Source organism: Flavobacterium humi, from assembly GCF_004745595.1.
Lineage (GTDB): Bacteria > Bacteroidota > Bacteroidia > Flavobacteriales > Flavobacteriaceae > Flavobacterium > Flavobacterium humi.
Window position 1 is genome coordinate 487,550 of sequence record NZ_SRLH01000002.1, and the last position, 22,100, is coordinate 509,649.

24 protein-coding genes are annotated in these 22,100 nt (G+C 38.2%); 11 read left to right on the forward strand and 13 right to left on the reverse strand.

From position 1 onward, the window contains the following. Positions 1-72: 72 nt before the first annotated feature. Complete coding sequence (locus tag E4635_RS05070; protein ID WP_135525536.1) at positions 73-1,125, forward strand: DUF3810 domain-containing protein; 1,053 nt, start codon at positions 73-75, stop codon at positions 1,123-1,125. Positions 1,126-1,598: 473 nt separating this feature from the next. Here the strand turns inward: E4635_RS05070 and E4635_RS05075 are convergent, their stop codons facing one another. The 5 genes from E4635_RS05075 to E4635_RS05095 form a co-directional block, all read right to left on the reverse strand. Beyond that, positions 1,599-2,189, reverse strand: coding sequence for an NAD(P)H-dependent oxidoreductase (locus E4635_RS05075; RefSeq protein WP_135525537.1), 591 nt, complete (start codon positions 2,187-2,189; stop codon positions 1,599-1,601). 23 nt (positions 2,190-2,212) lie between these two features. Then, positions 2,213-3,766 carry an FAD-dependent monooxygenase gene (locus E4635_RS05080; protein WP_135525538.1) on the reverse strand — a complete coding sequence of 518 codons (1,554 nt, stop codon included), beginning with the start codon at positions 3,764-3,766 and terminating at the stop codon, positions 2,213-2,215. 14 nt (positions 3,767-3,780) lie between these two features. Further along, complete coding sequence (locus E4635_RS05085; protein WP_135525539.1) at positions 3,781-5,004, reverse strand: 3-oxoacyl-[acyl-carrier-protein] synthase III C-terminal domain-containing protein; 1,224 nt, start codon at positions 5,002-5,004, stop codon at positions 3,781-3,783. Positions 5,005-5,130: 126 nt separating this feature from the next. After that, on the reverse strand, positions 5,131-5,694 hold the full coding sequence (locus tag E4635_RS05090; protein WP_135525540.1) for a Crp/Fnr family transcriptional regulator: 564 nt from the start codon (positions 5,692-5,694) through the stop codon (positions 5,131-5,133). A gap of 11 nt (positions 5,695-5,705) precedes the next feature. Then, the gene (locus E4635_RS05095) at positions 5,706-7,010 is read right to left on the reverse strand and encodes an NAD(P)/FAD-dependent oxidoreductase (RefSeq protein WP_135525541.1); all 1,305 of its coding nucleotides are present in this window, start codon (positions 7,008-7,010) and stop codon (positions 5,706-5,708) included. 175 nt (positions 7,011-7,185) lie between these two features. Here E4635_RS05095 and E4635_RS05100 point away from each other — a divergent pair, with 175 nt between their 5' ends. Together E4635_RS05100 and E4635_RS05105 are read left to right on the forward strand one after the other, a co-directional pair. Continuing rightward, positions 7,186-7,680, forward strand: a complete 495-nt coding sequence (locus E4635_RS05100; protein WP_135525542.1) for an RNA polymerase sigma factor — start codon at positions 7,186-7,188, stop codon at positions 7,678-7,680. A 13-nt stretch (positions 7,681-7,693) separates the two neighbouring features. Continuing rightward, the gene (locus E4635_RS05105; protein ID WP_135525543.1) at positions 7,694-8,344 is read left to right on the forward strand and encodes a hypothetical protein; all 651 of its coding nucleotides are present in this window, start codon (positions 7,694-7,696) and stop codon (positions 8,342-8,344) included. 32 nt (positions 8,345-8,376) lie between these two features. Here E4635_RS05105 and E4635_RS05110 read toward each other — a convergent pair whose 3' ends face one another. Together E4635_RS05110 and E4635_RS05115 are read right to left on the reverse strand one after the other, a co-directional pair. Continuing rightward, positions 8,377-9,192 (reverse strand): lysophospholipid acyltransferase family protein, encoded by an 816-nt coding sequence (locus E4635_RS05110; RefSeq protein ID WP_135525544.1) that lies wholly within the window; start codon positions 9,190-9,192, stop codon positions 8,377-8,379. A 45-nt stretch (positions 9,193-9,237) separates the two neighbouring features. Continuing rightward, positions 9,238-9,876: an NUDIX hydrolase gene (locus E4635_RS05115; RefSeq protein WP_135525545.1), complete on the reverse strand. Its 639-nt coding sequence runs from the start codon at positions 9,874-9,876 to the stop codon at positions 9,238-9,240. A gap of 102 nt (positions 9,877-9,978) precedes the next feature. On the opposite strand from E4635_RS05115, the gene E4635_RS05120 reads away from it, so the two are divergent. The 4 genes from E4635_RS05120 to E4635_RS05135 all read left to right on the forward strand — a co-directional run bounded on the left by E4635_RS05120 (position 9,979) and on the right by E4635_RS05135 (position 12,500). Further along, a complete protein-coding gene (locus E4635_RS05120) occupies positions 9,979-10,422 on the forward strand; it encodes a DUF4268 domain-containing protein (protein ID WP_135525546.1) in 444 nt (147 codons plus the stop codon). A gap of 76 nt (positions 10,423-10,498) precedes the next feature. Further along, positions 10,499-11,401, forward strand: coding sequence for an alpha/beta fold hydrolase (locus E4635_RS05125; protein WP_135525547.1), 903 nt, complete (start codon positions 10,499-10,501; stop codon positions 11,399-11,401). A 12-nt stretch (positions 11,402-11,413) separates the two neighbouring features. Beyond that, the gene (locus tag E4635_RS05130; RefSeq protein ID WP_135525548.1) at positions 11,414-11,917 is read left to right on the forward strand and encodes an RNA polymerase sigma factor; all 504 of its coding nucleotides are present in this window, start codon (positions 11,414-11,416) and stop codon (positions 11,915-11,917) included. Further along, complete coding sequence (locus tag E4635_RS05135) at positions 11,904-12,500, forward strand: hypothetical protein (RefSeq protein WP_135525549.1); 597 nt, start codon at positions 11,904-11,906, stop codon at positions 12,498-12,500. The genes E4635_RS05130 and E4635_RS05135 overlap by 14 nt, the downstream gene beginning before the upstream one ends. A gap of 32 nt (positions 12,501-12,532) precedes the next feature. Here the strand turns inward: E4635_RS05135 and E4635_RS05140 are convergent, their stop codons facing one another. Next, positions 12,533-13,156, reverse strand: a complete 624-nt coding sequence (locus tag E4635_RS05140) for an N-acetylmuramoyl-L-alanine amidase family protein (protein WP_135525550.1) — start codon at positions 13,154-13,156, stop codon at positions 12,533-12,535. 368 nt (positions 13,157-13,524) lie between these two features. On the opposite strand from E4635_RS05140, the gene E4635_RS05145 reads away from it, so the two are divergent. Next, complete coding sequence (locus E4635_RS05145) at positions 13,525-14,925, forward strand: FAD-dependent oxidoreductase (protein ID WP_135525603.1); 1,401 nt, start codon at positions 13,525-13,527, stop codon at positions 14,923-14,925. A gap of 208 nt (positions 14,926-15,133) precedes the next feature. On the opposite strand, the gene E4635_RS05150 is transcribed toward E4635_RS05145, so the two are convergent. After that, on the reverse strand, positions 15,134-16,033 hold the full coding sequence (locus E4635_RS05150) for a winged helix-turn-helix domain-containing protein (RefSeq protein ID WP_135525551.1): 900 nt from the start codon (positions 16,031-16,033) through the stop codon (positions 15,134-15,136). A gap of 171 nt (positions 16,034-16,204) precedes the next feature. Between E4635_RS05150 and E4635_RS05155 the strand changes: the two genes are divergently transcribed. Next, entirely contained in the window at positions 16,205-16,747 is a 543-nt protein-coding gene (locus tag E4635_RS05155; RefSeq protein WP_135525552.1) for a hypothetical protein, read from the forward strand. A 38-nt stretch (positions 16,748-16,785) separates the two neighbouring features. Here E4635_RS05155 and E4635_RS05160 read toward each other — a convergent pair whose 3' ends face one another. From E4635_RS05160 to E4635_RS05180, 4 genes are all read right to left on the reverse strand, one after another. Further along, entirely contained in the window at positions 16,786-17,946 is a 1,161-nt protein-coding gene (locus E4635_RS05160; RefSeq protein WP_135525553.1) for an alpha/beta hydrolase-fold protein, read from the reverse strand. A 617-nt stretch (positions 17,947-18,563) separates the two neighbouring features. Beyond that, positions 18,564-20,078 (reverse strand): MFS transporter, encoded by a 1,515-nt coding sequence (locus tag E4635_RS05170; protein ID WP_135525554.1) that lies wholly within the window; start codon positions 20,076-20,078, stop codon positions 18,564-18,566. A 21-nt stretch (positions 20,079-20,099) separates the two neighbouring features. Further along, positions 20,100-20,513: a DsrE family protein gene (locus tag E4635_RS05175; protein WP_211518732.1), complete on the reverse strand. Its 414-nt coding sequence runs from the start codon at positions 20,511-20,513 to the stop codon at positions 20,100-20,102. Positions 20,514-20,585: 72 nt separating this feature from the next. Beyond that, complete coding sequence (locus E4635_RS05180; protein ID WP_135525555.1) at positions 20,586-21,152, reverse strand: Crp/Fnr family transcriptional regulator; 567 nt, start codon at positions 21,150-21,152, stop codon at positions 20,586-20,588. Between the two features lie 163 nt (positions 21,153-21,315). Here E4635_RS05180 and E4635_RS05185 point away from each other — a divergent pair, with 163 nt between their 5' ends. Further along, the gene (locus E4635_RS05185; protein ID WP_246020691.1) at positions 21,316-21,576 is read left to right on the forward strand and encodes a chromate transporter; all 261 of its coding nucleotides are present in this window, start codon (positions 21,316-21,318) and stop codon (positions 21,574-21,576) included. A gap of 43 nt (positions 21,577-21,619) precedes the next feature. Next, a complete protein-coding gene (locus E4635_RS05190; RefSeq protein ID WP_135525556.1) occupies positions 21,620-22,099 on the forward strand; it encodes a hypothetical protein in 480 nt (159 codons plus the stop codon). The last annotated feature ends 1 nt before the right edge of the window (position 22,100 follow it).

The following is a 22,100-nucleotide window of genomic DNA, read 5'->3' on the forward strand; positions in this document are numbered from 1 at the left end:
AAGTTACAAAGTTTAAATACTTTTTCTACCAATTGATATTGTAATTATATTTACGTTTCAAAAACGAATCCGGTGAAACGAAAATATATCCTTCCCTTATTGCTTATTGTCCAGGTTATCGGCTTAAAAATATTGTTGTTTTTTCCCGGGTTTGTCGAGAAATATTACAGCAACGGAGTATATCCCATTGTCTCCGGGTTTTCCCGAAAGGTTTTAGGCTGGCTCCCTTTTTCCTTTGGCGATGTATTATATGCTATTTTAATCCTTTGGGGGTTTTATTGGTTTTACCAAAACCGGAAAGTCAGCTGGAAAACTAAGGCACTTTCGGTCGTAAGCCTTCTCTCGGTTGCCTATTTTATCTTCCATGTATTGTGGGCCTTTAACTATTACCGTTTGCCATTGTTTGAGAAAATGAATATCCAAACCCGGTATACCGATGCCCAGCTGCTGGATTTTACCCAAAAACTGATCTTGAAAACCAATCAAACCCAATGGGAAATTACCCAGGACAACGCTAAAAAAGTAAGCGTCCCTTATTCGCAAAAGCAGATTTTCGATACCGCATTGGCAGGCTACAGCAAGCTTTCCCGCGAATATGCTTTCTTTACCTACAAAACCCCCAGCCAGAAAACATCACTGTTCAGTTATCCGCTAACTTACATGGGTTTTGGCGGTTACCTGAACCCTTTTACGAATGAAGCCCAGGTCAACGGAATGATCCCGCGCTACAATTTCCCAAGTACGGCTTGCCACGAAATGTCCCACCAGATGGGTTTTTCCAGCGAAAGCGAAGCAAATTTCATTGGTTTTTTAGCCTCCACAAAAAACGATGACCTGTATTTTAAATACTCCGGCTACAGCCATGCCCTGCGCTATTGTTTGTCCAACTGGGAAATCCGGGATCCCAAAACCCTGAAGCAATTGCTCAAGACCATCCACCCCGGAGTCCTTAAGAATTATAAGGAAAGTAAGGACTTTTGGGAAAACCACCAGACTTTTATCGAAACAGGCTTCCATATATTTTATGACAACTTCCTCAAACTGAACCAACAAAAGGACGGTTTGGAAAGCTACAGCAAATTTGTAGATTTAATGGTCAATTATTACCAGGACAGGCCTTTGTAACCTCAACACATACAATCCACTTTACTTTTTATAAAAACCAGCAGCCTTTCTTTAAGGATTGTTTTAAGTTGACGAACATTTGTTTTAAGTAGAAGAACATTTGTTTTAAGTTGATGAATGTTTGTTTTAAGTTGATGAATGTTTGTTTTAAGTTGGTGAAGGTTTGTTTTAAGTTGGTGAATGTTTGTTTTAAGTTGATGAATGTTTGTTTTAAGTTGGTGAAGGTTTGTTTTAAGTTGGTGAATGTTTGTTTTAAGTTGGTGAAGGTTTGTTTTAAGTTGGAGAAGGTTTGTTTTAAGTTGGTGAAGGTTTGTTTTAAGTTGATGAAGGTTTGTTTTAAGTTGGTGAAGGTTTGTTCTAAATACAAGGATGTTTGTTTTAAGTTCGAGAAGCTTTATTTTAAAAAGAAGGATTTCATTTGAACCAAAAAAAACGGGTAGCATAATTTCCTTACACTACCCGCAAACATCAAACTAGAGACGGGAAAATTGCTTTTCAAGCTTTTGGAGCCATTCCTCCCGTTTTTCCTGACTGACCATTTTCACTCTGTTGAAACTAATCCATTTTCTGTTTTTATATCCTAATTTCCAAAATGTCCCTCTTATAAGCGCTCTTTGTATGGCATTGCCAAAAAACCACCGGTAAATGAATCCCGGTGTATTCATCGTGGTAATCACAGTAACGCCTTTAATGTTTTTAAGCAGCGGTTTCATCCTGGTATTGCTTGCGTTGGAATAATCATAAGCCAATCCCGGAAAAATAACCTTATCGATAAAACCTTTCATAAGGGCCGGCATAAGTTCCCACCATATCGGGAAAATAAAAATAAGATGGTCCGCGTTCTGGAGCCTTTCCTGGTAATTGATCACCTGGCAATCTACCGGTTTCCGGTCCCTGAATGCACGTAAGTCCTGCGCCGACATTACAGGATTGAATTGTTCCCGGTCCAAATGGATCAGGTCTGTGGTATGGCTTGCCAGCTGCAGCCCTTTTTGTACGGCATTTAGCAAAGAATTACAATAACTTCCTTCGTAAGGATGATTGAAAACAATTAATATATTCATAGTATTTGGGGGTTAAGACTATTTTAGTTGGAGTAGATTTTATTCAGGTACGATTGTGTCCTTTGGATAATGGTATCGTATTCTTTTTCATTTCCGATATTGAAAATGAACTTATCAGGCCGTATGATCACAAAATCTGCTTTCTGTTCTGCCATCCATTTGGTAAAAAGAACCGATTTGATTTCATTGCCATAGATTGGAAAACCAGTAACCAACGGAATGAATTTCAGGACTCCAGACAATTCAAGCGGGTAAATCTTACTTTCGGCCCGGTACAAAACAACCCAGTTAAACCCGCACAGTTCATCAAAATACAGTTGGTCGTCTTTGGTCCAAACGATCGGTTGCGGCAAACGTTTCCCTACTAAAGAATGCTTAAACCTCGAAAAATTATCAATATCCAGGCCGTAAAGATGTTTGTTGATCAAGGCATCAATAGGCTTGCTTGGCAAAATATTGAAGATCCGAAGCAATCCGTTGCGCAAAGGAGACAAGATAGGATTGGAATATTGGATGAAGCCTCCAAGTATGGCCGCCAACCTGATTATTTTACGCACTTGAGGCGCTCTTTCCGTATAATAGGAATCAAGCAATTGCTCCGTTTCTTCGCCAGGATTCAGGCATGCCCTGACTATTTTCCAGGATAGGTTTTTTGCGTCTTTTATTCCTGAGCACATTCCCTGTCCTAAAAAAGGCGGCATCTGGTGGGCGGCATCTCCGGCAAGGAAAACCCGCCCCGATCGCCAGGAATTTGCCAATAACGTATGGAACGCATATTTTTTCTGACGGATGATTTCAAATTCCTCAATAGGAAAAAGCGCCTTTAGTTTCGGGATCATTTTGTCTGCCAGTAATTCATCGGAAAGCGCACTGTCCTGTTCGGAAACCATAAATTCCCACCTAAAATGATTATTCACTCCATTTACATATGTTATAGGCTGCTTTGGATCACAAAATTGTTTGTGGTCTTCCGAAAACAGTTGTTTGCCAAAGTAATTCGTATCAATAACAAACCATTCTTTTTTAAACCCGAAATCATACACCGAAATCCCCATTCTTTTGCGGATGGGGCTTTTCCCGCCATCACAGGCAATCAGGAATTTGGCTTTGACCCTGGTAACCGTGTTCTCTTTATCGGTTAAAACCAAGGATAGTTCTTCTTTGGTCTGGCTCAAGTCGGTCCAGGTAGTTTCCTTTAGGAATGTTACGTTAGGATAGAGCGAAAAGCCATTTCTCAGGTGCTTTTCTATCTCAGGCTGCAGTATCCAGTTGCAGTCCGGGATATCTTCCGAAACACTCGAATCAGGCTGGAACTGAAAAAGCACTTTGTCTTTTTTTGACACCAGGGCATAATTCTCGAAAGGCTTGATGGCGTCTTTTTTCATGTCTTCATATAAGCCCAATTCCTGAAAAATCCGGATTACGTCTTCATCTATATGGACTGCCCTGGGATAATCAATAATATCAGGCGCGGTATCAAACAACAGGACTTTTAAGTTGTGTTTTCCAAAATAATTGGCAAATGTGGCCCCGGTAGGACCACATCCTGCAATTATTACATCATATATATCTTCCATGTAATGAGTAAGAATTAAATTTTCTCCACTAATAAAGCCGTTGCTGTAAGGCCCGGGCCGAAAGCCATTGCGACTACTTTTGTCCCCGGAAGGATTGTATCATCGTTTACAATTTCATTAAAAATATGAGGGATTGTAGCCGAAGACATATTTCCCTGGCGGCGCAATACTTCATACGACCAGCTTGCCTGCTCTTTGAAAATCCCGATCTCATCCACAACATAATCAATGATTTTCGGGCCACCCGGATGGATCGCAAAATGCATTTTGTACTTATCTTCCTCAAGGTCTACATTGGCTTTCCGGCAAAGTGTTGTTAAGAATGACTTGATATTTTTACGGATGAAAACCGGCACTCTCTTGGAAAGGGTCATCAGGAAATTATATTCGCCCAGATCCCAAGACATGTCTTCCAGCGAATCCGGGATGATGACTTCATGGGAAGACAGGATGCGCAACCCTTTTTTCTCTTCGATAGCGGTATCATTCATAAAAGAATCTTCCTCATATAGCGAATAACCGATAAACCCATCTGCAAAAAGAGAACAGATCATTGTATTGGCATTGGAAAATTCGGTCAGGTTCAAATGCGCCGATAACAATTCCGTATGGATGACATCTACACGGCCGTTGGCAGTACTGGAATTAACCAGGCTGCTTGCCGTACGGATAGCCGGAAAAGCACCATAACAGCCCATTTGATAGGAATGCGTTACTTGTGCTGTGTCCCAATTCCTTTTTATTACCGCTTCCTGGGCAACGCTCGGTGAGGCATATCCGGAACAGGTAACATGTACTAAATTTTCCGGTTTTGTATTGTTTTTTGCGTAGAATTCATCAAAAACATAAGACATTTTTTCCTTGAACCATAGCATACGATCTCCAATTTTCGGTCCGTAAATGTCACCGGGCTTTGTCATGAAGCTTTTCGGAAGCTGGTATTCGGATGGCAATGTACTCTCCATCTTCTCCTCGATGAACTGGTCAACTTCTTCAAAGATCAGGATTTGCCGCTGATGGATGTTTTCAGGAGAAACAGAATATTTATCAACCTGATCCGAAATAAATTCAAAACTTACAGATATATCGTCCAGCTCATCATCTCCCGTTACAGCCAAACTCGGTTGGTTCTGGAAATGATGGTACAAAAATTTGGTGTACTGGTTGAGTTTTTGCTGATCTGTTAATTTGCCAACTAAAATGGGTTGGAAGTTCGAAAGAATAACATTTTTTTTCATTTTTATTAAGTTTAGATTTGACGCAAATTTTAGTCAAATTCCCTTTATAAAAATTAACATTTGTTAATTAAATTCCTACAAAAAATTAATTAACTCTTTCGAAACTTATTTTTTACATTCCGGTGTTTATTTTGGTTGTTTCCTGGCCCGTATCCGGCTTAAGGAAACGGTTGTGATGCCCAGGTACGAAGCGATGTATTGCAAGGGGACACGCTGTAGGATATGAGATTTGTTTTTGATGAGGTTTTGGTAGCGCTCTTCGGGTTTTTCCTGGATATAGGATAAAAAATGATGGATGTAATTGATGAAACGGTCGGAAGTAAAATCAAAAAACATCTCCCGGAACAACGGGTTTTGGTCCATGATGGTTTTCCAGTTTTCTTTTTTGATGACCAGCAACTGGCATTCTTCAATGGTTTCTATGCTAAAATCACTTGGAGTGTTTTTGAGGTAACTTTCAAAAGAGGACACAAATTCATTTTCAAAAAAGAACTGTATGGTTATTTCTTTCCCATTGTAATTGTTCGATAGGCGGATGCATCCCTTGACGATAAAATACAACGTATTGGACACATCTCCTTCCTGCAGCAGCGTATATTTGGCAGGCAGCGTTTCCTCATACCAGAAATCCTGGTATTTCTCGACGATACCTTTAAGTTTTGGGAAAGCTTTGGATAAACTGACTGGCATTTTCTTTACAATTAAATCTCATCACTGGTAAAAGTCGTAAAACTCCTTTTTTTGTACGGACGGATAATCAGGCGCCCTTCCCTGTCAAAACGGATATAATTATATACCCAATTCAGGAAAACAACCGCTTTGTTCTTAAATCCTATCAGCGAAAACAAATGCACAAACATCCAGACAAACCATGCAAAAACTCCATGGAAATGGTATCTTGGCAAATCGACAACTGCTTTGTTCCGGCCAATAGTTGCCATAGAACCTTTGTCATTATATTCAAACGGGACCATAGGCTCATTTTTTACGAACCGTACCAGGTTTTCACCCAACAAACGCCCTTGTTGCAAGGCAGGTTGTGCCATCATCGGGTGCCCTAACGGATATTCCCCGGTTTCCATTAAAGCAATGTCCCCGATAGCGAAAATATTCGAATGCCCTGCCACCTGGCTGAATTCATTTACACGGATCCGTTCGGCCTTTTCGACTAAAGACCCGGCGTCAAGCCCAGCAACAACAGCGCCTTGCACTCCGGCCGTCCAGATAACGGTCGCGGTATCGAAAGTGATATCGGAATTAGTCAAAATCGTACGCCCGTCGTAATGGGTAACCCGGACATTTTTCCAGATTTTGACACCAAGGCCGAGCAGGAATCCTTCAGCAGCTTTGGATGCTTTTTCGCTCATCGTGTTCAGTATGCGGTCGCCGCTCTGGATAAGGTTGATCTGCATTTTACCGATGTCCAGGTCCGGGTAATCCTTTTGCAGGATCGCTTTTTTCATTTCGGCCAAAGCACCGGCCAGTTCGACTCCTGTTGGCCCGCCTCCTACCAATACGAAATTCATCAGGCTGTTTTTATCGTTAACGTCTTTGGTTAGGACCGCCTGTTCGAAATTTTCCAAAATCAGGCTTCGGATATTAAGCGATTGCGGAATGGTCTTCATCGACATCGAATTGCGTTCAATTTCCTTGTTTCCGAAATAATTGGTTTTCGAACCTGTGGCAATAACCAGGTAATCATAATGCAAATCGCCTATTTCAGAAATGATTTTACGGTTTTGCGTATCAATCTCCTTCACTGAAGTAAGCCGGAAGTAAAAATCCTGGAATTCCTGGATCACTTTCCTTATTGGGTAAGCAATGGAACCTGCTTCGAGCCCGCCAGTAGCAACCTGGTACAATAACGGCTGGAATGTGTGGTAATTATGCTTGTCCAAAAGGACAACCTGTAGGTTTTTATTTTTTAGTTTTTTGGCTAATGTGATACCTGCAAATCCCCCACCGATGATTACGACCCTGGGATTTTTTGATTGTGGAATATTCATTCTTTGTATTGGAATGGTTCAGAATGGCTAAGTTACGATGTTTCTGCCGAAAAACAGCGCCAAATTCCTACAGATCTAACAATAAAAAAACAAAAATAAACGGCTTTGAAATCCGGCCGTTTTGGATATTTCCTTTTTTTTGTAACAAATTCAACCGCAAAACTACTAACTCGATATGAGTAATGCATTAGAGCAATCGTTTGTCGCGCAATTAAAAGAAAATCAGAATATCATTCACAAGATTTGCCGTTTGTATACGCAAGGTGAAGATGCTCATAATGATTTGTTTCAGGAAATTACCATTCAATTATGGAAAGCCTTCCCGAAGTTCAGGGGTGATTCCAAATTTTCTACCTGGGCCTACCGCGTAGCACTGAATACAGCCATTACTTTATACCGTAAAAGCTCCAAAACAATAAATACGATTGAGTTTGAAACCGGTAAACATTTTGTTTCCCAAGACGAATACAATTACGAGGAAGAAGAGCACATAAAACTTTTATACAAGGCCGTACAGCAATTGAACGATATTGAAAAGGCATTGGTTTTTATGTACCTCGAAGACAAGGATTATGAAGAAATCTCGGAAACATTAGGAATCAGCGAAGTGAATGCCCGTGTCAAAATGAATCGAATCAAAACGAAACTGAAAAAAATTATTAATCCGTAACGGAAAAGAATGTATGGAAGAGTTGGATGTATTAAAAAAAGACTGGAATAAAATCAATAATTACCCGAGGGTTTCGGAACAGGAGATTTATGCGATGTTGCATAAAAACTCTTCCTCAACGGTAAAATGGATTTTCATTATAAGCATTATCGAATTGAGTTTTGGTATCGTGTTAGGCATCATCATGTCATTTACAAAATTTGACGCAGAGAATATAAAATTGTTAAAAGGCCTTGGCATTTATGATTATTACAGGTTTTCCAATGTGGTCATATATATTGTTATCCTGTATTTCATTACCCGTTTTTATATTATGTACAAAAGGGTCTCGACAACGGACAACACCAAATCATTGATGAACAACATATTGAAAACCAGAAGGGTAGTAAAGAATTATATTTTATTCAATATCATAACTTTTGCCGTTCTTTTCATCTCTCTTGGTTCTTATGTTTTTGAAAAGGGCATGGAAAAAGGCTTTTTGGAAAACGGAGGCAAGGCCAATGAGATTTCCCTGAGTTTCCATTTGATTTCCTTTGGGGTCTTTTTTATAGTTGCCACGATATTTGTCGGGTTGTTCTGGCTCATCTACAACCTGATCTACGGAAGGCTGCTGCGCAAACTCAATAAAAACTTCAACGAATTGAAAAAAATAGATTTATAAAAAAAGGGCTCAACAATTGAGCCCTTTTTTATTTAATAATTCCATTGGCGTAATCTGTCCAATTCTTTTTGTTCTTCGATAACTTCTACCGGGATTACCTTAAGGAAGGAAGGATGCTGTTCAATCGCATATTCTACTTTTTCTACAATTTCTTCTATCGTATCATTCTCATAATCAATCTCCAAAGGTTCTTTTATGATAAAAGACTGCAGGATTCCTTTTTTCTTCAGGCGCAATCCTTTTTTATCGAATGAACGACGGAAACCATCAATAACAATAGGCACCACAATAGGTTTGTGGTTTTTGATGATATGTGCGGTTCCTTTACGGACAGGCTTGAATGATTTGGTGGTTCCCTGCGGGAAAGTGATAACCCAGCCATCTTCCAGTGCAATCCCAATATTTTCGGTATCGTTGGGATTTATTGATTTCTGTTCGTGCTCCGCAACATCTTTTCCTCCGGCACGCCAGGTCCTTTCGACCGTGATGGCTCCGGCATACGCCAGGATCTTGGTCAGGAAATTAGCCTGCAGGGTTTCTTTTGCCCCGATATAATACATATTGAGTTTTGGGTTCCAGAGATAACCAATGTTCTTGATATTATCTTCCCTGCCTTTTAAACTTGCGTTGAAAACATGGAACATTGCTACAACATCTGCAAAATATGTTTGATGGTTGGAAATAAACAATACGTTTTTATCCGGCAAAGCTCTTATGATTTCAGAACCGTCAATCTCTAATTGATTAAAACCGCGATACCTTCTGTGCGTTATTGCTCCGGCAATTCGGATTAACCAGCGTTTCAAAAAAAGAATATGACCAAAAGGATTTCGTTTAAATAATCCCATAATTTTATAAAAAAGATAAGCTGCAAAGTTACAAAAAGTATCAGATTATAAGACTTTTTTAATAATTTCTTTAAGTTCGCTCATCATCATGGCCGTTGCTCCCCATACCAAATGTTCGTTGATTTGGAAAGCCGGAACAGAAATATCCGTAGCATAAGAAGTAGACATATTTACCTGAACCACAATATTTTCGTCAAGGAACTGGCAAAGGGGCAGTTCGATAATATCGGAAACCTCATCAGGGCTTAGGTCAAAAATAAGTTCCTCTTCCGAAAACCCCAAAAAAGGCGAAACGAGGAAGTTACTGGGCGGAATATATACTTCGCTGAAAGCCCTTACCACATTGACTTTATGTGAAGCAACCCCTATTTCTTCCTGGGTTTCCCGCAAGGCCGTAGCCGAAAGCGAAGAATCGAAATCTTCTACCTTTCCTCCCGGAAAAGCAATTTGCGAGGCATGGATCCCGGGATACGAATTCCTGACAATCAAGGCCAGGTGCGTGATGCTTTTTTTGGGGTAAAACAGCATCAAAACTGCTGCTTTCCTTGGTTTTTTTTGGGAGAAATCCTGGTTTTTCAAAAGTTCGATACGCCCGGGAGGAACCATTTTTGCATGCGCAATGCTCGCCGGTAGCGATTCTTTTGCTATTTTTGGGACATATTTTAAGAAATCTGAAAATTCCATTACGTAGGTTTTTAACAATAGTTATCCTATTGATTTTGAATCAACACAAACATAAAGATAGCTTAAAAAAATGAATTTAACAATTTTATCCGCATCAAACGCATGTATAGCAAAGAAGAAAGCATCAAAATAAAAAAAGAATTCTGGACCCAATTTGCCGAAGCCTACCCTCGGAAATGGATTCTTTACGATACGAAGATCAAGGATTTTTCCTTTAAGTTCTTCGTAGACAATAAAAAAGCCCAGGTCCTTATCGATATCGAACCCCGAGATGAAGAAAAACGCAAAATTTATTTTGAAAAAATCGAATCCTTAAAAGCCATTTTAATGGAAGACTATATCCCGGAAGTTGTCCTGGAAAGGAATTACCACCTGGAAACCGGCAAAATAATCAGCAGGATATGGGTCGAGAAAAACGGAATCAGTTTAAACAACAAAGCGACCTGGCCGGAGATCTTCGATTTCTTTTACGAAAACATGGATTCTTTCGAGCGATTCTTCTATGAAAATCAGGACTATATAAAAGATTTGGAAATAAATACGTAAAAAAAACATTTTTTCTGTAACAATTGATTTCGGTTTGTATCATAAGAGAAATAAACAACCTAAAAAATCAATAATCATGACATCAAGAATTCACGAAAACAGAAAAAACAATGCTAAAAGCTTGAATAAAAAAGTAATCATTTTAGTATTAGCCATCCTTGCTTTTGCAAACGTATTTGCACAACATCCAACCGCTTTCGAAGTGAAAGTTACCGGAAAAGGCCAGCCGGTGATTTTAATCCCGGGATATTCCTGCAGCGGCGAGGTGTGGAGCGAAACCGTAGATCATTTAAAAAACAAATACGAATTGCATGTCCTGACTTTGGCCGGATTTGCAGGGGCAAAACCAATTGAGGATGAAGAAATCCTGAAAACGGTCCGCGACCAGATCATCCAATATGTAAAAGACAAAAAACTAAAAAAACCAATGCTTATCGGTCATAGCTTAGGAGCTTTTATGACACTGTGGCTAAACAGCACCGAGCCGGATTTATTCGGGAAAGGGATTTGTGTTGACGGGCTTCCGTTTATTTCAGCCATAGGAAAACCGGAAGTAACGGCAGAATCCTTACGAAACAACCCGCAATATAACAAACAGGCAACCATCAATAATTTTAAAGCCATCCCGAACGAAGGCTATGTTAAGAATACAACCAAGGCTATGATGTACCAGGTGAGCGATTCTGTCCATGCCCGTAAAATTGCGGAATGGAGCTTCAAAAGCGACAGGAAAACATTAGGAAGCACCATTATCGAAATGTCCCTTACCGATTTAAGACAGGACATCAGTAAAATCAAATCCCCTATCCTGGTCATGGCAAGTGTATTCGGAACAAAAGAAGCCAGCGAAAAAGTATACAACGAGCAATACACTTTATTACCAAACAAAACTATAAAAGTAGCGGACAGCAAGCATTTTATCATGTACGACCAGCAGGAATGGTTCTTTAATGAAGTTGATGCTTTCTTAAAATCTTAAATCTGACCAAAAGTGACCACCCATCAAAACCAGGAAACCTTTTTTAAGGAAATTTACAACACATATTCGCCTAAAGTACACCGTCTTTGCCTCGGATATACCGGAAATGCTATGGAAGCCGATGACCTATTACAGGAAGTTTTCATAAAAGCCTGGCAGAACCTGGATAAGTTCAGGGGAGATTCGAAAATAAGCACCTGGATTTACCGGATTGCCGTAAATACCTGCCTGTATCATTTGAGAAGCCAGAAAAACAAAAAAAGTGTCGATATCGATAAAACGGTTATCGGGAAAGAAGAGGAATCCGAAGATAAAGAACAGCAAATCCAGCTGTTGTACAAATGCATCAGCGAGCTTTCGGAATCGGACAGGCTGATTATTACCCTTCTGCTCGAAGAAGTCCCATATGCTGAAATCGCTACCATTACGGAAATATCGGAAGGCAACCTGAGGGTTAAAATACACCGGATAAAACAACAATTAAGCACCATTTACGCAAAATATGAAAGAATTTGATCATCTAAAAGAAATTTGGAACCAGCAAAAACAAAGTACGGTTCCTGACGTTTCCCAAATTATTTCGAAGGCCAAAAAAGAAAAAAGGTCAATGGGGAACAAAATACTGATTCAGGTAGCTGTCCTATTGCTTTCCGTTATAGCTATTGCCTGGGTTGTCGCCCTAATCGATTTTAAAATGGCCACTACCTACATTGGGGTCGGGTTAATGTTCCTTACCATTTTTTCCTATTCGGCCTTACGGTTGTACCAGGCGAAACAATTAAAGGCCATAGACCTGACGCAATCCCCGCAAAAAGCGCTGCAGCAATTGGAACAATATTATGCATTCCAGCAGTTTGTAGCCACAAAATGCACTTTAGCCTATTTCATTTTGCTTAATTTAGGTTTTGTGTTTTATTTTATTGAAGTGATGGAACCGATGCCCGTAAAAATGACCGTTATTTTCCTGACTGTCTACATCGCCTGGATGCTTATCGCGTATTTTATTTTAGGGAAGAAGCAAAAGCAGAAAGAATACGAAAAAACCCAAAGCATTATTGACAGCATCAAAAAAATCGAAACCCAGTACGAACAAGAATAAAAAAAACGCCATTCAAAAGTGGCGTTTTTTGTTTATCTCATCTGACAGATAAAATCCAAAATTGTTTTGGCGATGACTTCCTGATTATTGGCATCAGTTAGGTAATTCCTGTCTTTTTCATTAGACAGAAAGCCCAATTCCAGGACTAAACCCGGGCAATTTGTATTTTTCAGAATATAAAACGGGGCTTTTTTAATCCCTCTTACATTCAAATTTGTGGCTTTGGAGAGTTTTGAGGTCAAATCCGAAGCAAAAGCCAACGATTCTTCGCTATACAAGGATTCTTTTGCTACATAACCTTCCATCCCGAAAGTTCCGTCATTCTTGTGCTGGTTTACATGCAACGATACAAATAAATCCGGTTTGATATCATTAATCATGGCTGTCCTTTTTTCAAGGGTGATCAAATTATCGTCGGTCCGGGTGAAATAAATAATGACATCCGAATTTTTGTTCAGCGTATGTATTTTGTTAGAAATCTGGGAAACAATGTCTTTTTCCATATGGCTTTCGTGGACAGCACCAAAATCGGTACCTCCATGTCCGGCATCAATAACTACTGTAATGGTTTCTTTAGTTTTAGTTTCAGCTGCAGTAAAAGCGTAAACAGAAAAAGAAACAGCTGCTACAGCTAAGATTTTGACTATATTTTTCATAGAAAAGTTTTAAAATTATGTATGCATAACGAAGAAAGTATGAATATAGTATATTTCTTATAAAGTTTTTTATAAAAAATAAAAAAAAACGGGTTTCGTTAGCAAAACTTATGTTATTCTTACATTTTGACCTATAGTTTTGCCAAAAACACTAAAGTCATTTTGTACTGGCGGTCTTTTGTCTTAAGTTTGCGCCGTTTTCGCCACCGGCAAAACAATAAAAAATATAAATCCTTACTTGTAAATCACATAAGGCCTAAAATCATGATTGTTTCTTATCATTTTTAGAAGGGAATCAGAATCGAGTTAAACAAAAGGAATTGAAAAGTAAAGCAACTAGTTGGACAATTTGCCCGGAATGCCAGGGAATGGGAAAAAAAAGACGAAGGCTCAGCAAAAAAGTGAGGCTCGACTACCAGGTGGCATTCGATCAATTTGAAAAAAACCAGCAAGAAGGAATCGCCCCTGCCCGTCCTAAAGGCCACCAATACCCGTGCCCGGACTGCTGCGGATCCGGATTGCTTCCTTCTGCTGCCGCTCCCATAAAAGATACCGAAAATTACCCAAATGTCGCCATTATCGGTGGCGGTATAGGCGGCGTGGCCCTGGCTGTAGCTTGCCTGCACCGTGGAATTCCTTTTACCCTTTATGAGCGCGATCCTAACTTTGATGCCCGGTCACAAGGCTACGGCCTGACGCTGCAGCAAGCTAGCAAAGCGATCGAGGGCTTAGGTATTTTCACGTTAGAAGAAGGAGTGGTTTCCACCAGGCATTTGGTCCATACTACTGAAGGAAAAGTGATTGGGGAATGGGGCGTCCGGAAATGGGTTCCCACACATGCTAAAACTTCTTCAAAACGTTCCAATATACACATCGCCAGGCAATCATTGCGCCAGGTATTACTGGAGCAACTCGGAGGACATGATAAGGTACGGTGGGGACACCAATTGACCGGTTTTAAAGAATCAGAAAATGGAAATATTGACCTCACATTCCAGGTAGAAGGAGAAATAAAAAACGCCAGCGCAGACCTTATAGTAGGTGCCGATGGCATCCGCAGTTCCGTACGCAGGTTACTGATCGGGGAAGAAACTGCTCCTTTGCGGTACTTAGGTTGTATTGTGATATTGGGTATTTGCCCGTTGAACGCCTTAGAAGGCCTTACCAGTCCTTTATTGGATGCTGCTACAGTCTTTCAAACCGCCAATGGCAACGACCGGATTTACATCATGCCGTATACTTCAGATTCGGTGATGTGGCAGTTAAGCTTCCCGATGCCTGAAGAAGAAGCCAAAACCCTCCATGCCCAAGGTCCTGAAGCCATCAAGAAAGAAGCCTGCCGCAGGACACAGTGGCACGATCCCATACCTCAAATTTTAGCAGCGACCCAGGAAAACCGGATTTCGGGCTATCCTGTGTACGACCGGGAATTACTCACATCCGACATATTGCAAAAAGCAAGCCAGGCGACCCTTATCGGTGATGCGGCACACCCCATGAGCCCATTCAAAGGGCAAGGCGCAAATCAGGCGGTACTGGATGCGTTGGCACTGGCCCGGGAAATCTCAAAAGGATGCCGGCCTTTGTCTCAATGGCGAAAAGCCGGAATCAGGGAAAGCGTGTTAACCGCTTTTGAATCCGAAATGTTGGAACGAAGCGCTTCCAAAGTAAAAGATTCGGCAGAAGCCGCACAATTCCTGCATTCCGAAATCGTACTTCACGAAGGCGATGAACCCAGAGGGCGCTGCCTTAAGAAAAAGAACCTGTAACAACACTCAAAATTTATTTTGTATTATTTTAATTAGGAGCTTTCTCCTGCTGTCCGCTGTATCTTTTTGTCCCGTTTTTAAGAACGGAACAAAAAGGATGCCGCTTCCATCAGGGCTAGGGCCTTACCTTTCCACAATGGTTTTTATTTGATAAAGGTGTAAAACTCTTACGAAATTAAGGGATTTTCGATTTGATCGATTCTTTATGTTACTCTTCCTGATGGCTAATTTCAAGCTTATAGCCTTTGTTGCGTATCACAACAATGTTGCTATTGGGATCCTGTTCCAGTTTCTTCCTAATCTTGGATATAAACATATCCAAACTACGGCCCACAACAACACCTTCGTCTTCCCATATCTCTTTTTGCAGGCGGCTTCTCTCTATAATTTCGTTGGGAGACAATGCGAAAATGAGCAGTACACGGGTTTCCGTCCCCGTCAGGTCTATTGTATTCCCATTTACCATAAGTTTCCTATTCTTCGCATCAAACAACACCGAACCCAAAGTATACATATTGTTGTATTGCCCTTCAGGCGAACGTTTTCGAGGCTTAACAGCTCTCCAAAAAATAAAACCGGCAAATGCTAAAAATGACAGGCTGCCCAGCAGATATCCATTCTTAAGCATATTTATGTCCGCTGGATTGAATTGAATGCTAACCTTGTAACAGGCTTTGGGTTGCTTCCTTCCTATGCAGGTTACCATATCGTCTTTTTTATTTTTAGATATAGCGTATCCATATGCCACACTGGAGTTATCACAGTTCAGGACGTTAACAATATAATCGTGTGCAAGCGGATCTTTGGCCAACAAACGCCTGGTAATTTTCACTAACGAGGCCGGTTCAAAAGTAAGCTCATTTTCAAAGCTAATTTGGTATTCATTTTCGGATATCTTTTTTACCGGAAGTACCCTTGATGTACTGTCGCCCGACTCTAAAAGCAATTCATGCCCTATCCTGCGGAGTAAAACTTCCCTTTTTGCTAAAACAAAATCGTCACTATCAGTCATGCTGAAAGCTGCACAGATAACAGAAATAAACGCGAGTACAAGCAATCCGGACAGGTATTTGCGTTTTCCTGAGAGAAAATATCGGCTAAGATGCATACTGTCAAGTTTTTATTTACAAAGTTTACATTTTTATTTACAATATAAGTACCTCAGGCTGAAATATATCTCAGTAATTTTGTTGCATCAGTTTGAAAGGAGATGAAAAACAAAATGTCTATGTATCGAATCAAAAGAATCTTTATATCATTTTATAAACCCACAAAAATTATGAAAAAAGGAATGTATGCGCTGATCTTGCTACTGGTTGTAGTGAGCGGACTGGTATTCATTAGTCGTGAAATCAACAATGAAACTTCTAAGAAGTCATTACCAAAACTACTTTCTATCGCTGAAATGAAAGCTGAAAGAAAAAAATGGAAAACATCCCCCGATGGGGTAATGTTCAAAAAATGGGAAGACTCTCCTGAAGGTAAAAAAGTGTATGCCGGTGAGGCTAAAATAAGGAAATCCCTTAGGGATTATACCAATATGGAAGGAGTTGTAACCTCTCTTTCTCTTCCGCCAGGTTCAAGATTAGGTTTCGGGGTGATGGTCAATATCAATGGAGACGATTATATTCTTAGTTTTGGATTGTTAAAACTTGATGAATTTCAGCAATTGCATAGCCTGGAAGTTAACGACAAAATAATTATACGAAGCCATAATGTATCGCACGCGCCCAAGTATTTATATCCGATAGTATCGGGTGACTATGTGGAACGGAACGGTAAAATAATTTACAAACGGCCCATTCGTAAAGATGGTTGCTAAGGATCGCTAAATAGAATAAATCATGAAACCAAAGCTGCTTATTTTATCATTTCATGCAATTCAGTCATTAGTTTCGTCTTTTCATTTTCTGTATAAAATTCAGAATTGATCAAAGACTCTTTGAAATCTTCTACTGTTTTATCATAATTATGTTTTAATTGAATCTGGGTATTTATTATATACAGGTAACCTTCTGAAAAATTTGGATACGAAGACATTAATATGTTCCAGGCCTGAATAGCTTTATCGTATTGTTTTTCATTGTAAAAATACCATCCTTTACCATTCAAGATACCAATTGAAAAATTTAGTGTAGTCCCGTAGTTGTTTCGTATTTCTTGCTCAAGAGCAGTTTTAATACTTAGATCTTTTTGCTTAATTGAGGAATACTTTGCCTGACTAGCAGACCATTCTTCAAATATTTCATAAAGCGCGGTGTTTATTAATAAACCAGGTGTAGCATCGTGACCGGCTTCTTTAAAATGAGACCCTTTAATATCTAAGAAAGGATTGAGAAGGTATTTCCCTGTAATGGAATCCATCTTACTAAAATCCTCTGGAAAGTCGTTGCCAATCCCGAATCGATAATACTTTTTAGCGCTATAAGAGCGTTTCATTAATTTGCCAATTGAATCTGTTAAGTCTGTATTTTTCTGGATAAAAAACGGACTCATTGAAATAACGCCGTTCAGATCGTTTGTCCTTGAACTAAAAAGTGATGTCGTGAAATACCCATATCTTGAGTGGCCAATAAATAGCCTGAAAGAAGCAGCCTTATATTTTTTTTCAGCAAGTGGGATAAGTTCTTCAAATATGAATTTTTCATTTTCTAAAGCGAGTCCGTTTGAATCCGAAATTTTATACTGTGTTTCAATATAGCGATAGCGTTGTTCAGATTCTATACTAATTATTATGGATGATGGCATGAGTTCATTACTTGTCAGGTAATCAATCGTATTAATAATGTAATTATGACTTCTTTTGTTTTGCCTATCAAATACGATAATTAAGGGAAAATCTTTTTTTAAGCCTTTTTGCCACTCTATTGGAACCGTTACAGATATCTTTTTTTCATACCTGAGGTTTTTAGAGTTTAGGGTTGTGTCTTTTAACTTTTTATATCTTTCATAGTTTTGTCCAAACAGGCATGTAGTCAGTAAAGTGAAAATAAAAAGTAATACAAATTGTTTTTTTATCATCGCGGTCTATTAAGTGGCAGCATATATGGATACCTGCTTCATTGAATGCAGGATTCTACAATAATACATAAAAAGAAAAATATAATGGACGGTTTTTAGCTTGTTAAGATTTATTTTTTGAGTAAAAGTTAAACGAAGTAATTTGTGAAGTATATTATAAAATAAAAAACTCCTTAATTTCTTAAGGAGTTTTTTGTGGGCTATCAGGGTTCACAATCGAACACTTGATACCTGTTTTGACGTTTTTTGATAACTTAAAGTAGGCTCACTGATGATTCACTCCGCCATGGTTAAAATAAATATTAGAAGTTGCTAATTAGATTTTATCGTAGACCTGACATTACATGGATAAATAAGGACAATCCTTATACTATTTAATATGGAATCAGTAAACACAAGAATCTTTAATTTGCAATTAGGAATTATTAAATTGATTTAAATAAGTCTGTATTGTAAAACTCACAAAATGCCTTAAACAATGGAAGGCGAATCGAACACGTTTCAAAATTAATAGATCATCGGGATAATATTAGAATCACACAGGTCGATGTAAAAATCTTGGAAGAGGAATTGGATAAGGCTGTTGATAATTTTATATATTAAAAACAATTTTCCTGTTAATTGATATTTAACCAATTGTTTGTTCCTCCACAAAGCCAAAGGGCATTATAACCCAATTCATTTAATAGTTTTGCACCGTCTGCTGAACGACCGCCTCCTTTTCCACAAGTTATAATGTATTGATAGTTTTTATCAAATTTTATGGCTTCATCTTTTAATTCCGTTAAGACGATATTTATAGCATTTGGGATATGTGCCTGTTCAAATTCTTCATTTGTTCTTACATCTATAATTTGTATTTTTTTGTTTTGTTGAAGATATTTCTTCACTTCTTCCATTTCAATACATTCTTTGGCTAATTTGTTTATTTCTGGCATACGGAATTTAATTATAATTGAGGATAGTATTGTAAGTCCGCCGATAAGAAAAATGGCATAATTTACTCCAAATAAATCAGCCGTTATACCTGAAATAATGGCTCCAAAAGCATACCCTAAATCTCTCCAAAGTCGGAATGTTCCAATGCTTTCTGCTCTTTGTTTAGGGCTTGTGGCTTGTGCAATTGCCGATAAAAAAGTGGGATATACTAATGCTGTCCCCAATCCTAAAATAGTCGAAATGCAGGATAGCATAAAAAAACTATGACTGAATGGCAAGAAAATTATTGCTATTCCTTGTAATAGCATCCCCCAAAAAAGCATTGCTTTTTTAGAATACACATCAGACATTTTGCCTGTAAAAAGCTGTCCAATTCCCCAAACAGTTGGATAAATGGCGGTTATTATTCCTATGTTTTCTGTGTTATAATTGAGTGATATGAGTACAATAGGTAACAAACCCCAAATCATTCCATCGTTTAGATTGTTCACTAACCCAGCTTGTGTAATGGAACTTAATGTTTTGTTTTTGAAAGTAGTTTCCATAAACACATTTTCAAGTTGTTTGGTGTTGTCTGTTGCGCTTTCTTTATGAGTATGCAATCTTGTGTCTTTTACCAAAAAAAATGTCAATAAGAAACCAATAATAGAAATGGCAACACCTATGTAAAAAGGATATGGCGTTATACCATATTTATTAGCCACATAACCTGAAAAAAAAGCAACTACACCAACAGCAAAATAACCTGCAAATTCGTTTAAGCCCATTGCTAAACCTCGGTCTTTTTCGCCGACTAAATCAATTTTCATAACCACCGTACTACTCCAAGTTAAACCTTGGCTTAGTCCCAAGAGTATATTTGCAAAAACTACCCAATTCCAACTTGTTGCATTCATCAGGATAAGCGGAATAGGTAGAGCCACAAACCAACCAAACAGCAACAAATTTTTTCTGCCAAAACGATTGGCTAATTTCCCTGTGAAATAATTAGTTATGGCTTTGGTAATTCCAAATGCTGTAATGAATGATAAAATAGCTGTTTTTGATGCTATCCCAAATTCAACTTCTGCAAATTTTGGGAATATGCTTCTTTCCATTCCTATCATACCACCCACAAAAGCGTTTACAATTACTAAAATGGTAAATTGTTTCCAGTTTTCTTTAAGCCCCAATTTTATGTGTTCTGTGTTCATGAGTCATTTATAAGGAACGATTTAAAATGTCATCACTATTTTATTTTTTCTAACCAGTTCATATAGGTCTCCCATTGAGGAAAACTTGCAAACTTTTGGGTCTTTATTATTTCTACTTTGTAAACAAGTACCACACCCCAAAATAATACCGCCATTGTCTAAAAAAGTATTTGCTTGTTCTTTTAAATCCTTTTCTGTTTTTATTAGATTATCTAATTCAACCCCTTTGCCTAAAAGAAAAATACTTACCGTATCTCCTTGTTTTTTAGAAAAATTCGCAAAACGGATGGCGTTCCAAATAGTTTCCACATCGTTTGAATAAATAACAATTCCAATTGCTGTTGGGTCATTAGTACTGGTTGGCTTTTCTGTGCATTGCGAATGGCTATTGACAGAGAATAAACCCATCAATACAATCATAATCATTGTTTTCATTTTTTAAGGATTAAATTTGAAATACAAAGGTTGAACATTGCTTAGTAAAATCCTTTTACAAATGTTAAATAATTAGCGGATTGCCCCTCTAATTCTGCTTAAAGTAACTTGGGTAATTCCTAAATAAGATGCGATATGTTTTAAAGAAACTTTTTGTAGAAGCGTTGGCTGTTCTTTTATTAAAGCTATATATTGTTCTTCGGCTGTGTGAAATTGAATTCCCTCCATTCTGTTTACCGTATCAACATAAGCCTTTTCAAAAATTTTACGAAATAGCCTTTCAATTTCTGGATAAGTGTCGTACAAATCGAAAAGTTGGGTAGCATTAATAGCTATTATTTCACTGTCTTCTAAAACCTGAATGCCTTTTCGTGATGGGTTTCCAGTAAATAGGCTTTCTACCCTTGCAATGATAGTGTTTTCAAAAGAAAAGCTTTCTGTAATGTCCACCCCGTTTTTGTAATAATAAATCCGAGCAATCCCTTTATTTATAAAATAGATTGTCTTACAAGTATGTCCGATAGGTTGTAAGTCTTGGTTCTTTTTAATCTTAACAACAGTACTGATTTTAATAATGGCATCTTCAGCTTCTTTAGAAAGTGGATTGAATTTGCTGAAATATTGTAAGAGTGAAGTCATTATTTTGTTTTACCTCAAATTTAGTTAGTTTACTTTATGTATTATACATTCAATGCAAAAAAAACATGGCAGGAATTGGTTGAGACAGTTGATAATTATATTAGCGGGAGTATTTGTATTTGGCAGCGAATTGGCTATTGTTCCGGTTTTATATGCGTGAGTCGTGAAGGAAAATAACTGGTTGACAGAACAGCAATTTGTTGATTCGTTTGCTGTTGCAATGATAACGCCGGGTCCGGTTATTATTGCGATTGGTTTTATCAGTTGTCTTATTGCAGGTTTTCCGGGAGTATTGGTAGGTGCGGTCATTGTAATTGCTTCAAGGAACATTTTAGATATTCCAACTGCATTAATAGCTATTGTTGCAATTTTTGCTTTACTTTATATTGAGAAAATTCAAGAACCTTATCAATTGAAAATTTGAATCGAATCAAATTTTCAATTTTGTGGATTTAAAAAATAGAATTATGAAACTTTTAGTTATTTTGTTACTAATTATGTTAGTAGTTTCTTGTAATCAGCAAGAAAATAGAGAACAATTACTTCAAAAGCGTTTAGATAGCTTGGTGACTAATACTTATAAACCCGGATTTGGAGAATTTATGGGAAATATACAAATCCATCATGCAAAACTTTGGTTTGCTGGAGAAAATCAAAACTGGAAATTAGCCGATTTTGAAATGAATGAAATCAAAGAAAATTTAGAAGGGATACAAAAATACTGTTCTGACAGAATAGAAACTAAATCATTAGGAATGATTAATTTAGCAATGGATAGTTTAAGTCTTTCTATTTTGAAAAAAAACAAAGAAATGTTTCAAAGAAATTACGCAAATCTTACAAACTCTTGTAATACTTGTCATCAAGCAACAAGTCACGAATATAATGTAATAGTAATTCCAAAAAATCCACCATTTTCAAATCAGGATTTTCAAATAAAAAAATAAT

What these genes read in the sequence shown, in the direction of transcription:
- E4635_RS05075 (WP_135525537.1), bottom strand. Translation starts at nt 2,189, where the DNA reads ATGAATATATTAATTGTTTTCAATCATCCTTACGAAGGAAGTTATTGT.
- E4635_RS05080 (WP_135525538.1), bottom strand. Translation starts at nt 3,766, where the DNA reads ATGGAAGATATATATGATGTAATAATTGCAGGATGTGGTCCTACCGGG.
- E4635_RS05085 (WP_135525539.1), bottom strand. Translation starts at nt 5,004, where the DNA reads ATGAAAAAAAATGTTATTCTTTCGAACTTCCAACCCATTTTAGTTGGC.
- E4635_RS05090 (WP_135525540.1), bottom strand. Translation starts at nt 5,694, where the DNA reads ATGCCAGTCAGTTTATCCAAAGCTTTCCCAAAACTTAAAGGTATCGTC.
- E4635_RS05095 (WP_135525541.1), bottom strand. Translation starts at nt 7,010, where the DNA reads ATGAATATTCCACAATCAAAAAATCCCAGGGTCGTAATCATCGGTGGG.
- E4635_RS05100 (WP_135525542.1), top strand. Translation starts at nt 7,186, where the DNA reads ATGAGTAATGCATTAGAGCAATCGTTTGTCGCGCAATTAAAAGAAAAT.
- E4635_RS05105 (WP_135525543.1), top strand. Translation starts at nt 7,694, where the DNA reads ATGGAAGAGTTGGATGTATTAAAAAAAGACTGGAATAAAATCAATAAT.
- E4635_RS05110 (WP_135525544.1), bottom strand. Translation starts at nt 9,192, where the DNA reads ATGGGATTATTTAAACGAAATCCTTTTGGTCATATTCTTTTTTTGAAA.
- E4635_RS05115 (WP_135525545.1), bottom strand. Translation starts at nt 9,876, where the DNA reads ATGGAATTTTCAGATTTCTTAAAATATGTCCCAAAAATAGCAAAAGAA.
- E4635_RS05120 (WP_135525546.1), top strand. Translation starts at nt 9,979, where the DNA reads ATGTATAGCAAAGAAGAAAGCATCAAAATAAAAAAAGAATTCTGGACC.
- E4635_RS05125 (WP_135525547.1), top strand. Translation starts at nt 10,499, where the DNA reads ATGACATCAAGAATTCACGAAAACAGAAAAAACAATGCTAAAAGCTTG.
- E4635_RS05135 (WP_135525549.1), top strand. Translation starts at nt 11,904, where the DNA reads ATGAAAGAATTTGATCATCTAAAAGAAATTTGGAACCAGCAAAAACAA.
- E4635_RS05140 (WP_135525550.1), bottom strand. Translation starts at nt 13,156, where the DNA reads ATGAAAAATATAGTCAAAATCTTAGCTGTAGCAGCTGTTTCTTTTTCT.
- E4635_RS05145 (WP_135525603.1), top strand. Translation starts at nt 13,525, where the DNA reads ATGGGAAAAAAAAGACGAAGGCTCAGCAAAAAAGTGAGGCTCGACTAC.
- E4635_RS05150 (WP_135525551.1), bottom strand. Translation starts at nt 16,033, where the DNA reads ATGCATCTTAGCCGATATTTTCTCTCAGGAAAACGCAAATACCTGTCC.
- E4635_RS05155 (WP_135525552.1), top strand. Translation starts at nt 16,205, where the DNA reads ATGAAAAAAGGAATGTATGCGCTGATCTTGCTACTGGTTGTAGTGAGC.
- E4635_RS05160 (WP_135525553.1), bottom strand. Translation starts at nt 17,946, where the DNA reads ATGATAAAAAAACAATTTGTATTACTTTTTATTTTCACTTTACTGACT.
- E4635_RS05170 (WP_135525554.1), bottom strand. Translation starts at nt 20,078, where the DNA reads ATGAACACAGAACACATAAAATTGGGGCTTAAAGAAAACTGGAAACAA.
- E4635_RS05175 (WP_211518732.1), bottom strand. Translation starts at nt 20,513, where the DNA reads ATGAAAACAATGATTATGATTGTATTGATGGGTTTATTCTCTGTCAAT.
- E4635_RS05180 (WP_135525555.1), bottom strand. Translation starts at nt 21,152, where the DNA reads ATGACTTCACTCTTACAATATTTCAGCAAATTCAATCCACTTTCTAAA.
- E4635_RS05190 (WP_135525556.1), top strand. Translation starts at nt 21,620, where the DNA reads ATGAAACTTTTAGTTATTTTGTTACTAATTATGTTAGTAGTTTCTTGT.